The 12504-nt window shown below is 43.9% G+C and carries 14 protein-coding genes; 7 read left to right on the top strand and 7 right to left on the bottom strand.

Translation table 11 applies throughout. The features are described from left to right. Positions 1-77: 77 nt before the first annotated feature. From DFP76_RS09180 to DFP76_RS09160, 5 genes are all read left to right on the top strand, one after another. Positions 78-737, top strand: a complete 660-nt coding sequence (locus DFP76_RS09180; protein ID WP_113874344.1) for a Bax inhibitor-1/YccA family protein — start codon at positions 78-80, stop codon at positions 735-737. An 87-nt stretch (positions 738-824) separates the two neighbouring features. After that, positions 825-1217 (top strand): sulfurtransferase complex subunit TusD, encoded by a 393-nt coding sequence (tusD, locus tag DFP76_RS09175; protein WP_113874343.1) that lies wholly within the window; start codon positions 825-827, stop codon positions 1215-1217. Positions 1218-1221: 4 nt separating this feature from the next. Continuing rightward, positions 1222-1569: a DsrE family protein gene (locus tag DFP76_RS09170; RefSeq protein ID WP_113874342.1), complete on the top strand. Its 348-nt coding sequence runs from the start codon at positions 1222-1224 to the stop codon at positions 1567-1569. A 2-nt stretch (positions 1570-1571) separates the two neighbouring features. Continuing rightward, positions 1572-1859, top strand: a complete 288-nt coding sequence (locus DFP76_RS09165) for a DsrH/TusB family sulfur metabolism protein (RefSeq protein ID WP_113874341.1) — start codon at positions 1572-1574, stop codon at positions 1857-1859. Positions 1860-1864: 5 nt separating this feature from the next. Further along, entirely contained in the window at positions 1865-2182 is a 318-nt protein-coding gene (locus DFP76_RS09160; RefSeq protein ID WP_113874340.1) for a TusE/DsrC/DsvC family sulfur relay protein, read from the top strand. Positions 2183-2326: 144 nt separating this feature from the next. On the opposite strand, the gene cobA is transcribed toward DFP76_RS09160, so the two are convergent. The 7 genes from cobA to DFP76_RS09125 form a co-directional block, all read right to left on the bottom strand. Then, complete coding sequence (gene cobA / locus DFP76_RS09155) at positions 2327-3070, bottom strand: uroporphyrinogen-III C-methyltransferase (protein ID WP_113874339.1); 744 nt, start codon at positions 3068-3070, stop codon at positions 2327-2329. A gap of 57 nt (positions 3071-3127) precedes the next feature. Then, the gene (serS, locus tag DFP76_RS09150; protein WP_113874338.1) at positions 3128-4429 is read right to left on the bottom strand and encodes a serine--tRNA ligase; all 1302 of its coding nucleotides are present in this window, start codon (positions 4427-4429) and stop codon (positions 3128-3130) included. Positions 4430-4485: 56 nt separating this feature from the next. After that, the gene (crcB, locus tag DFP76_RS09145) at positions 4486-4857 is read right to left on the bottom strand and encodes a fluoride efflux transporter CrcB (RefSeq protein ID WP_181799813.1); all 372 of its coding nucleotides are present in this window, start codon (positions 4855-4857) and stop codon (positions 4486-4488) included. Continuing rightward, the gene (locus DFP76_RS09140) at positions 4854-6212 is read right to left on the bottom strand and encodes a replication-associated recombination protein A (protein ID WP_113874336.1); all 1359 of its coding nucleotides are present in this window, start codon (positions 6210-6212) and stop codon (positions 4854-4856) included. The genes crcB and DFP76_RS09140 overlap by 4 nt, the downstream gene beginning before the upstream one ends. Then, the gene (gene lolA / locus DFP76_RS09135; protein WP_113874335.1) at positions 6212-6838 is read right to left on the bottom strand and encodes an outer membrane lipoprotein periplasmic chaperone LolA; all 627 of its coding nucleotides are present in this window, start codon (positions 6836-6838) and stop codon (positions 6212-6214) included. Before lolA ends, DFP76_RS09140 begins: the two co-directional genes overlap by 1 nt. Before the next feature lie 31 nt (positions 6839-6869). Next, positions 6870-9617, bottom strand: a complete 2748-nt coding sequence (locus DFP76_RS09130; protein WP_113874334.1) for a DNA translocase FtsK — start codon at positions 9615-9617, stop codon at positions 6870-6872. 148 nt (positions 9618-9765) lie between these two features. Next, entirely contained in the window at positions 9766-10674 is a 909-nt protein-coding gene (locus tag DFP76_RS09125) for a hypothetical protein (RefSeq protein ID WP_113874333.1), read from the bottom strand. A 580-nt stretch (positions 10675-11254) separates the two neighbouring features. Here DFP76_RS09125 and aat point away from each other — a divergent pair. Next, the gene (gene aat / locus DFP76_RS09120; protein WP_113874332.1) at positions 11255-12004 is read left to right on the top strand and encodes a leucyl/phenylalanyl-tRNA--protein transferase; all 750 of its coding nucleotides are present in this window, start codon (positions 11255-11257) and stop codon (positions 12002-12004) included. Positions 12005-12233: 229 nt separating this feature from the next. Next, a complete protein-coding gene (infA, locus tag DFP76_RS09115; protein ID WP_013795500.1) occupies positions 12234-12452 on the top strand; it encodes a translation initiation factor IF-1 in 219 nt (72 codons plus the stop codon). Positions 12453-12504 lie beyond the last annotated feature (52 nt).

Genomic DNA, 12504 nt, shown 5'->3' with positions numbered 1-12504 from the left:
ATTCTTACTTGAACTTTGGAACTTTCCACCTCATATTAAGTCCATAGTTAAACATAAACTTTATAGGAGTTACTCTAATGCGTTACTCAGAAGCCCTTTCGACACACACGTCCCAAGCGGCAAACAAAACGCTCCGCAACACATACGGTTTGTTGTCGCTAACCCTTTTGTTCAGTGCCTTTACGGCAGGTTTGAGCATGGCCTTCAACTTACCTCACCCTGGTTTGATTTTAACCTTGGTTGGATTTTACGGCTTATTGTTCCTAACTCATAAATGCCAAAACAGTGCCGCTGGTATTCTTTGCGTATTCGCGTTAACTGGCTTCATGGGCCTCACACTAGGTCCTATTTTAAGTGCTTACCTAAGCCTTTCAAACGGTGCTAGCTTAATCATGAGTGCGCTCGGCATCACAGGTTTGTCTTTCATGGGATTATCCGCTTACGCGCTTATCTCCAAAAAAGACTTCAGCTTCCTGAATGGCTTCATCACAGTTGGTTTCTTTGTACTTTTGTTCGCGGTAATTGCCGGTTTCTTTGTACAAATGCCAGCTCTGCAAATCTTCATCTCAGCAGGCTTCGCACTGTTCTCTGCAGCCATCATTTTGCTGCAAACCAGTGAAATTGTGCGTGGTGGTGAAACGAACTACATTATGGCAACCGTAAACCTCTATGTTGCCTTATACAATATGTTCATCAGTATCTTGTCTTTGCTAGGCATGTCTAGCAGCGACGACTAATATTGAGTCAAAAAATGAAAAGGCCGCTGACTGCGGCCTTTTTTATCGGTAAAATCCGCATCTGATCGACGATTTAAGGTTCAAACCATGCAACACACCCTTCTCGTTACCGGCTCTCCTTACCAAAGCAAGGCTTGTCATTCTGCCTTATGCTTTGCCAGAGCAGCGTTAACAGCGCAGCCTGACAGTATCAAAGGGGTGTTTTTTTATGAAGATGCGGTCCTTATTGGCAACGACTTAGCACAGCCGCCTCGTGATGAGATAAACCTTAAACAAGCATGGCAAACTCTCGCCAGTGAATTTAATCTGCCTTTGTATTTATGCATTGCTGCTGCCGTTCGACGTGGCGTAATCAACGAAACAGAAAGCAAACGCTATGAATTAAACCACCACTCATTGTCTAGTGGTTTCCAGCTTGAAGGCCTAGGCACGTTCGTCGAGCTGATGAACTCTACACAAAAAATCATTCAATTCAGGTAAGACGATGAAGAATACCTTAATCCATTTAACATCGAGTCCTTACAGCAGTATTGCCTGTAAAGAAGGGTTAGATCTCGCCTTGGTATTGGCGACATTCGAACAAAAAGTCGACCTTTGCCTGTCTGATGCCGCACTTTCGCTTCTTACAAAACACCAACAACCAGAACCAGAACAAGGTAAAAACCTGCACAAATTACTCGACGGTCTGGAATTTTATGACATTGAAAACGTTTTTATTGAGTCTTCTAGCTTAGCCCCAGACCCAGCCACTCAATGGCCTGGTATTACTTCACTGGATTCAGCCGCATGGTCTGAGTTGTTCTCAAGCTATCAGCAGGTATTTCGCTTTTAATTATGACCCTCCATCAGATTAACCAATTGAGCTACTCAAGCAACACCGAATCCCTTTGGCAACGCAGCTTAAAACAGGGAGATTCCGTCCTGCTCATTGAAGAAGCGATACTAAGGCTAACGCCCCCCCACTCAACGCACCTGAAGTCACTGGAAGAAAAGCATATCCGTCTTTATTATTTACAGCGAGACGCAACAGGGTATGGCGTTCAACCTAGCCTAGGCGAAGCAATCAGCGACACAGAATGGGTTGAGATAACCTTTTCAGCGTCCAGTCACATTAGTTGGTAATTGTTATGTTAGATTCGATCTTATTAGATGAAGAAGGCTATTTATTAAACCTAGACGATTGGACACCTGAGCTAGCGCAACAGCTGGCCACTCAGGAAGACATTACCCTGACTGAGCAGCATTGGGAAATCATTCACCTGCTACGTGATTTTTATCACGAGTTTGAAGTGTCTCCTGCTATGCGCCCATTAACGAAAGCGGTGTCCAAAAAATTAGGCGCTGAAAAAGGCCGAAGTATCTATTTGATGACTCTCTTTCCTGGTAGCCCACCAAAATTAGCCGCAAAGATTGCCGGCTTACCAAAACCTGCGAACTGCTTATAGCCAGCTTATCTTCTCATGACGTATAAGACATAAAAAAAACGGAGCCCTTCAGTAAAGAAGAAACTCCGTTATCATGTCTTGGAAAGCTACAAACAAGTTCACTGGTTTCAGAAGACTTATTCGCACCTTCCCTAACAACAGAGACTAGTACTTACCATACCAAGCCAGCTTATCTTGTAATGTCACAACTTCACCGATAATTAATAAGGCAGGCGATTTTACTTCATTATCTGTTGCCACTTGGTATACCTCACTAATTGTCGAAGTAAACACTCGCTGAGATTTCGATGTGCCTTTTTCGACGACGGCCACCGGCATCGTCGCCGACATACCAAATTTCAACAAAGATTGGCTAATATCCTGAAGACCAGTTAACCCCATGTAAATCACCAAAGTTTGAGCAGGATGCACCAACTCTTCCCATGGTAAATCCGTCGTGCCATCCTTCAAATGGCCCGTAAGAAAACGTACTGATTGAGCATAATCACGATGTGTTAAAGGAATACCTGCGTAAGCGGCACAGCCTGCGGCTGCCGTTACCCCTGGTACAACCTCAAATGGCACACCTTCTTCAATCAATTCTTCCAGCTCTTCTCCTCCACGACCAAAAATAAAAGGATCACCACCTTTTAGTCGCACCACCTGATGACCCTGCTGTGCTTTTTCTGCGAGCAAAGAATTGATGTCTTCTTGTGGCAAGCTATGTAAAGACTTGGCTTTACCTACATACATTTTTTCAGCAGTTTCCGGTATCAGTTCGATGATCTCCTGCCCAACCAGTCGATCATATAACACCACATCCGCCTGCTTTAATAGTCGATATGCTTTGAGCGTCAGTAACTCAGGATCACCTGGTCCCGCTCCAATCAAATAGACTTTACCTGTCATAATGTTGTCTCACACAAAAAAAGCCTCAACGAGAGGCTTTTTTATTAAAAGCGCAGATTACGCCTTACTTAATAACGTTTTACCGCCCATATATGGCACCAATACTTCAGGAACTCGCACACTGCCATCAGCATTTTGATAGTTCTCAAGTACAGCAACCAAGGTACGGCCAACAGCCAAACCAGATCCATTCAAGGTATGTGCCAACTCAGGGCGACCAGTTTCAGGGTTACGCCAGCGAGCCTGCATTCGGCGAGCTTGGAAGTCCCACATGTTAGAGCAAGATGAAATCTCGCGGTACTTAGCCTGACCTGGTAACCAGACTTCAATGTCATAGGTCTTGTGAGCAGAGAAACCAAGGTCACCACCACACAAAATAACCGTTCGATAAGGCAACTCAAGCTTTTGCAAAATGGCTTCAGCGTGACCAACCAATTCTTCCAAAACGGCTTCTGAACGATCTGGACGACAAATATGCACCAACTCAACCTTTTCAAATTGATGCTGACGAATCATGCCACGCGTATCACGACCATAACTGCCCGCTTCGCTACGGAAACAAGGTGTGTGTGCAACAAATTTCTTGTGTAAATCTGCGTCGTTAAAAATTTCATCACGAGCCAAATTGGTAACTGGCACTTCTGCCGTTGGAATCAGATAGAAATCGCTGTTTCCACTGTCTTTATCAACCGGCACTTTAAACAAATCTTGCTCGAATTTAGGCAACTGCCCCGTTCCTTTCAAAGAATGAGCATTGACCAAATACGGCACATAGACTTCGCTGTAACCATGTTCATCGGCATGAGTATTGATCATAAACTGAGTCAAAGCACGATGTAGACGCGCCAAATCAGAGCGCATTACCGCAAAACGTGAACCGGTAATTTTAACCGCAGCTTCAAAATCCAGCATCTCCAACGCTTCGCCAAGATCAACATGATCTTTTGCTTCAAATTCAAAGTTTTTTGGTTCGCCCCAACGACGAATTTCAACATTATCGTCTTCCGACACACCAGCAGGAACAGACTCATGAGGAATATTAGGAATGCCTTCAAGCAACGCATCCATGTCCGCTTGAACTTGAGTTAACTGCTCTTTGGCTGCGTTTAAGTCATCACCTAGTGTCGCGGTTTGAGCTTTTAAGTCAGCGGCTTTTTCTTTATCGCCAGACTTCATCGCCTGACCAATCTCTTTGGATACCGAGTTGCGAGACTGCTGCAGCTGCTCTGTTTCAATCTGGATGGCTTTACGACGCTCTTCTAGCGACGAAAACTTAGCCACATCCAGTTCGTAGCCTTTCTTTTTAAGTTGAGCCGCAATGGCCTCAGGGTCAGCGCGCAATGCTTTAATATCTAACATTTCAGCAACAATATCCTCTAATATCCAATAAAAACCAATCTGTCTAAACCAACAGATTAAAAGAAGCGAGTTAACGCCATACCAATGGCGAGCCCAAGCACACCTAAAATGCAGCTCAATAATAAATAGCTTAATGCCGTTAGCCAAGCCTGCATGTGAATTAATGAGACAATTTCCAACGAAAAGGTAGAGAAGGTGGTAAATGCCCCAAGAAAACCGACAATAATTAAAGGTCGATAAGCTTCAAGCGAAGGCATTTTCTCACTGATGACCACGAAAGCAACCCCCATCAGCACACAGCCCAAGAGATTGACCATCATAGTTGCGAATGGAAAGTGATGATGCCAATAAGCATTGATCCATTTAGTCATACCGTATCGGCTAACAGCACCCAGTGCTCCGCCGAACGCAATCATCAGATACATCATGACTCCTCTCCCCAATCGACTGCAGCATAACGCTGCTGCAAACTTTGACGGTCTAGCTCTGATAACCAATCCATCTTCTCCGCAATTTTTTTCTCCAACCCTCTGTCCGAAGGCTGGTAGTAGCGCATTGCAGCGACTTCTTGCGGCAAGTAATTCTCCCCCGCAGCATACGCATTGGGTTCATTATGCGCATAACGATATTCATCCCCGTGCCCCATACTTTTCGCTAACGATGTGGGCGCATTACGCAGATGAATCGGCACCTCATAACTCGGCTGAGCAGCCACATCCGACATAGCTTGATTAAACGCTTGATACACGGCATTACTTTTGGGAGCACAAGCCATATACACAGCCGCTTGCGCAATCGCCCGATTGCCTTCTCCAGGACCAACTCGTTCAAAGATATCCCAGGCATTTAAACCTACTTGCAATGCCCTTGGATCCGCATTACCAATGTCTTCAGACGCTATGGCCAATAAGCGACGAGCAATATACAAAGGATCGCAACCACCATCTAACATGCGCGCCATCCAGTATAAAGCGCCATCAGGGGACGAACCACGTACCGACTTATGAAAAGCAGAAATTTGATCGTAAAAGACATCACCATTGCGGTCAAAACGACGAATGCTACCGCCTAACACATCTTCTAACTGAGCCTGAGTAACCTGCTCTCCTGGCTCGATTAAATCCGATAAAATCTCTAAGAAGTTTAACCCTCTACGAATATCACCATCCGCCGCTAGAGCCAAAACTTCAACATAGTGTTCATCCAGAGCGAACTTCATATTAGCCAAACCTTTTTCTTCATCGTGCAAGGCTCGCACCAATACCTGTTTCACATCCTCCACACTCGGCGTTTGCAAACGATACACTCGAGCTCTCGATAAAAGCGCCGAATTTAGTTCAAAAGCAGGATTTTCTGTGGTGGCACCGATAAACAAAAAAGTGCCATCTTCGATAAATGGCAAGAAGGCATCTTGCTGCGATTTATTAAAGCGATGGACTTCATCCACAAACAAAATGGTTTGAGTGCCGTTCATTTGACGTAATTGTTTAGCCTGATCTACCGCTGTACGAATCTCTTTGACCCCAGACATCACCGCCGAAATTTCAATAAAATGGCCGTCTAATGCCTGACATAATAGCTGAGCGAAGGTGGTTTTCCCTACCCCTGGCGGTCCCCACAGAATAAAAGAGTGGCAATGACCTGTTTCAACCATTCGTCGTAGCGGCTTACCTGGCCCAACCAGATGCGATTGTCCAATATAATCCTCTAAACGAGTGGGTCTGAGTCTAGCCGCCAGAGGTTGATAGGCACCGTTACTCAGATCCGAAAACAGGTCTTTCATTATTGTCCTTCTACAATTAAATCAACATCATCCGGTAAATCTAATTTAAAATTCTCTTTTGCCACACCATCATGGGCTTCAACATTATTAAACTCGATGACCGTGGTCTGCCCCAAAGCATCTAAGATACTCATGGCATCAATCACTTGATCACGAAATGACAAGGTAAGTGTCTGAAATAGATCCTGATCTGCTTTCGGAGATAAACGAAATTTTTCCTCTCCCAAAGCTGTAATATTATAAAGTGGCAATACCGTCTCTGCCGGCTGCCCCAATAAAGCAGCAGGCGAAGAACCAATTTCACCAGACAAAGGGCGCTGCGTTGCTTGCTCTAGATCAACATCCCAAATGGTGATCGTACGACCATCCGACACAATACGCTGAGCAAAAGGCTTAATACTGTCCCAAACAAACTGATTTGGCTTAGCAAGAAGAAACACCCCTTCACTGACCTGCAATTGCTTACCCTGTTCATCATACGTAACTTGTCGAAATTCCCCTTCGACATTACGATTCTGTTCCAACAAAGTAGCCACTTGCTGAGCAGATGTCTCCTCAGCCTGTACCACACCTTGGAATAATAATCCTATGAATAAGGAAATCAGCGCCAGCATTCGTGTTTTCAAAACAATTCTCCTATGGAAATGATCGTCGCGACTATTCTGGAATTAAGATATCGCGCTGCCCATTGGTGCCCATTGGCCCAACTAAACCAGCCGCTTCCATCGCTTCTACTAAATTTGCGGCTCTGTTGTAACCTATTTTCAAGCGGCGCTGAATAGAAGAAATTGAGGCTTTACGTGTTTCAATAACAATCTTTACGGCTTCATCATACAAAGCATCTTTCTCTTCACCGCCATCGCCTGACATCAAATCCTCAGGGTTGACCACCACATCATTGATGTAGTCTGGCTCACCTCTTTGTTTCCACTCTTCTACCACCGCATGCACTTCTTCATCCGAAACAAAAGCACCATGCACACGAATCGGCGTGGGTAAGCCGGCAGGGAGATACAACATGTCTCCCATCCCCAGTAACTGATCCGCTCCACCTTGATCAAGGATGGTCCGAGAATCAATTTTTGAAGACACTTGGAATGCCATACGCGTCGGAATATTGGCTTTAATCAACCCAGTAATAACATCCACCGAGGGACGTTGAGTAGCGAGAATTAAGTGAATCCCCGCCGCACGGGCTTTTTGTGCAATACGAGCAATCAACTCCTCCACCTTTTTACCAACAATCATCATCATGTCAGCAAACTCATCGACAATAATAACGATGTAAGGCAAGGGCTCAAGATGCGGTACAGTGCGAGCCACACCGTCCTCAGAGAACATCGCCATTTCCGGTTGCCATAATGGGTCTTCAATAGGGCTGCCCGCTTTAATGGCTTCACGCACCTTCTTGTTATAACCTGCGATGTTTCTCACCCCAAGCTTAGACATCAGCTTATAGCGACGCTCCATTTCATCGACTGACCAACGTAAACCGTTAGCGGCGTCTTTCATATCAGTAATGACCGGCGTCAACAAATGCGGGATGCCTTCGTAAATAGACAGCTCCAACATTTTTGGGTCGACCATGATCATACGTACCTCATCCGGTGTGGATTTTAGCAACATACTCAAAATCATGGCATTTACACCAACGGATTTACCTGACCCTGTCGTACCAGCAACCAATACATGCGGCATTTTAGCCAAATCCACCACCACAGGCTCGCCCGATATGTCATGCCCCAAGGACAACGTTAGACCAGAAGAGGCATTATCGTACATGTCACAATTAATGACTTCGGAAAAATAAACGGTGTCCCTGACTTGGTTGGGGATTTCTATTCCTATGGTGGATTTACCCGCAATGACTTCAACCACCCTCACACTCATCACACTTAACGATCGTGCTAAGTCTTTTGCCAAATTAGTGATACGAGACACTTTCACACCTGGGGCAGGCTGAATCTCAAAACGCGTAATCACTGGGCCCGGATTCACTTCTACTACTTCAGCTTTGACGCCAAAGTCTTGTAACCTTTGCTCTAACAATGACGACAAAGAAAGCAACTCTTCTTCAGTATACCCACCCTGTTTTGGCTTAGGCTGCGTTAAAACAGAGCGATCCGGCAAGGTATAACCTTTTTCTTGCGGCTTCACAGACTCCTCAGAGGATGATGGCCCACCAAGACGATCAAGTTGTTTAGCTTCCGATAATGTTCTTACTGCCGGCTTGTGAGCTGGAGGAATAGCCGCCTCCTGGTTATCGCCAAACAACAACTCATCGGCCTTTTCCTTGTTAAGAACCTCTGCAGGTGTTTTTTCTTCAACAATCGATTCCGTCACTTGAGCCTGAGCAGGTTCTGATACAGGCTGCTTTTCAGGTTTAGGTGTTGAAGACCACTCTTCTTCAATATAAAGCGTGTCACCAAAATTAATCTCTGCATCATCGACTGCAAGAGAGTCTAACCCATCAAAGTCTGGCTCTCTTTGAATTTTGTCTGTGGCATTTTCTGGGGTCGCCTCAGCTGACGATACGTTTGATTTCGAAAAAAGCGAAGCCAAAGAAAATTTCCCCTTAGACTGTCGCGCTTCGCTTGAGTCCGGTTCAAGCAAATGATCTTGAAACTGGTCAGCTGAAGCTTCATTGTGCTGAGAGGCGGCTTTCTCTTCTGCCACCTTTGATGTGACTTTCTGACGATTTTTTTGTTTACGAAAAATCGCTGGCTCTTCTTCGGCAAAATCTTCAGGCAAAGCGTCTTCGTGCATTGCCGCTTTGTTGATTCTATTTTCCTTACTTGTCTGCCACTTTTCCTTTAGCTTAAAGATGAAGCGGTAAACACCTTCCCCTAACTTATCCATCAAGCTAAGCCAGTGAACTTGGGATAACAGAGTAAAGGCTAAAATAACAAATGCGAGACTGACCAGAGTGGCACCATCATAACCAATGACACCATAAAGCAGGATACCTAAACTCTGCCCTAAAATTCCTCCTGCACCGTATTGCAAATCCTGCTCACCGACTGTGTGCAGAAAACAAAGCGCAGAACCAAAACATAAATAAAGAATACTGCCCAGCACACTAAGCAAAGCATTATTGAGAGGTAAAAGCTGATGGGGGTTACGCCATACAATAATGGCCACCCAAAAGAACAAAGGTGGTAGAGAATAGAATAAAGTACCGAAAAAAGCGGACATCAAATCGGCTAATGTCGCACCGATGGGCCCCATGGAATTTTGAATGGCGCCGCCAGAGCCAGAATAAAACCACCCTGCATCTTGCGGGTTATAGGAATAAGTGGCTAAACCGAAAAAAAACAACAGCAATAAAGCCGCAATAAACGCTGCCTGCTTTGCAAACATATCCCAAATTGGTGATCGTGCCGACTCACTCATCTCTTCTGACAAAACTGCCTTCCTATCTTATGCTAACCAAAACAAACACATGCTTAATCCACTGCATGCCAAAACACGTTAAGCTTACCATAAAAAAAGCCAGCCCCAAGGGCTGGCTTTCGTATTTACTAAGAAAGACTTTCTTTACGAAAGGGGAATCTTAGAATTCAGCTTTAACACCAACTTTAGTAAGCTCAGTATCTAGATCACCAGCGTAGTTTTTCACGTAGTAGATCAAGTCACCAGCTGCATACTCACCTACGAAGTAAGTACCATCGGTTTCAGCTTCCAAGTTGCTAGAAAATTCTAGAGTCAAAGTAAGTGCTTCAGAAGCTGCGTATGCTACAGATGCTGTCATTAGTTCAACATCAGTATCACCAGTAACACCAGATGCACCTGAACCGTAGTTCAAAGAGACAGTTGCAGGACCGGCCATTGTTTGAACGCCAACGTTTACAGCATTCGCATCACCTACCGAACCACCAGAGATACCTGCTTTAAATGCACCGAAGTCTTTTACATAAGAAAGAGCAAAACCGATGTCAGAATCCTGAGCTTCAACCGCATCAACAGTTTCATCAGCATTTGTGTTTGGATCATCAGCTACGGCCGCTACAGCATCTACACTTTCCGTTGCTTCAATTGCCACAGTAAGCTCAGGAGATACTTGGTAACGGATACCAGTATTATCAGTATCACCAGAAGTTTTAAGATCAACACCGCCGAAGTACTCATCCATACCCATGAATGAACCAGTTGATACTGAACCATCAAAGCGACCGAAAGAAACTGCACCTTGTTTTACGTACAATTTTTCCATGCCAATCTTAGTACCTTCATCACCACCAGAAGTTGCAATTTCAATTTCTGCGTAAACGATGCCAGTATCAATAGCAAGCTCAACTTCACCCTCGTTAGTTCCGCTAAGGTCGTTATTTCCGTCATCTACAGCAACGTATTCAATACCCGCGTTACCTGAAAAAACGCCTTCAGCAGCGATAGTAGTAGTAGAAACAGCAGCCGCAACAGCAGATACTGCAAACACAGAAGCAAGTTTAATCGCTTTCATTCAAGATTCCCCTTTATATTATATTATGTGGTCTTGTAGACCCTTTGATAGATTTTCGTCTAACCAAGAAACGTTGTTAAATCAACGACTCATGTATCTTAAAACCGATCAGTTTCACTTTTGTGACAATTGCCAAAAAAGCAAATTATCTAGTAGTTCCAAAACTGCATCCAACAATTTTTCGAATTACCGTTTAGGACTGCATCGATTAAAACCAAGTTTTCCTTTACTGGTCAAGCACTCCTTGCACTTTTTTTCTATTTTTTTTCAATTTATACCCTTTTTCGAACAAAAAACAGTCAATCACATTCAAAAAGACCATTTTTCTTTGTTCATCCGTGCACAATTAAACAAAATAGATCACAAAGTGTGTCAGGAAGTCGCAACCCGAATATCTTTTCTTCCTCATTGTGCATATCGGGTAATAAAAATAAAGCTTTAGACTTTTTTTGACCTTTTTATCAAAGGTGGCTTTTACTCCTAAAAAAAATATAATACTTTTCGATCATGACGTTAGGCAGGTTTGGGCGTTATATTGATTTGAATTTAAGAGAAATCTGAACAACAAAGAGCGAATTCAATGACCGATGTCCATGCAAATGAAGAGTGTGAATTAATGATTCTATCTGAATCGCCCTTTGACACACCTCAACCTCACAAGGCACTCCAAGACCCAGAAGGGCTATCCGCCATGGGAGGGGATTTGTCGACCCAGCGACTAATACATTTGTATCAGCATGGCTTTTTTCCTTGGTACAGCGAGCCAGATCCTATTCTTTGGTGGCATCCGGAACAACGCTGCGTATTATTGCCAACTCATTTCCACCTATCAAAGTCCTTAAAAAAAGCTTTAAAAAAATCAAACATGCAATTTTCGATTAACCAAGCTTTTCACCAAGTGATTAGCCATTGCTCTGATTTACGAGCTCGAAATGAAGGAACATGGATTTCAGACGATATTAAGCAAGCCTATTCTCGTCTTCATGACTTAGGCTTCGCCCATTCCATTGAAGTATGGCAAGAAGAACAGCTTGTTGGTGGCTTTTATGGAGTCGCAATGGGGCAAGTTTTTTTTGGCGAATCTATGTTTTCATTACAGCCAAACGCCTCTAAAATGGCACTTAAGATCTTCTGCGATCACGCAGAAGCATTCAATATTGCCTTAATTGACTGTCAGGTTGAGTCTGAGCACCTGATCTCATTAGGCGCTAATCTGTGCCCAAGAAAGCAATTCATTTCACAACTACAAAACCTCATTCCCACCCCAATAACGAACTCAAAACTGATAAATTTCTCAAAAAATAAGCTTAAGCAGCCAATTAAGGTCTAAAAATAGCCTTAAATAAAACAGGGAATTTGCCTTGTGGCGCGTTTTTAGGCAAAATATGCCTCGACAAAATTTCAGGTGCTGCTAAACATCGCTCTTAGCATTTTTGAGACCGTATTATGCGTTTAGCGCTCATTAAGCTAAGAAGTCTCTCTTCTAGGCTTACAGCTCTCGAACAAATTCAGGTCGGCGCCTACCAACCAAAATAAGTTAACACCATAGGACACATATTGTGGCAAAAGAAGAAGGCTTAGAAATGGAAGGCACTATCATTGATACGTTGCCGAATACCATGTTTCGCGTCGAGTTAGAAAATGGACACGTTGTTGTTGCACACATCTCAGGAAAAATGCGCAAAAACTACATCCGAATCCTAACAGGCGATAAAGTAAAAGTAGAACTAACACCATACGATCTATCTAAAGGTCGCATTGTCTACCGAGCTCGTTAATTTCATCGATCGCTGAACCTTCAGTGAATTGATATAAAAAAACCACAATCCA

It is taken from the genome of Marinomonas aquiplantarum, assembly GCF_003314975.1.
GTDB classification, from domain to species: domain Bacteria; phylum Pseudomonadota; class Gammaproteobacteria; order Pseudomonadales; family Marinomonadaceae; genus Marinomonas; species Marinomonas aquiplantarum.
This window is presented reverse-complemented; position numbering and strand designations above follow the sequence as displayed.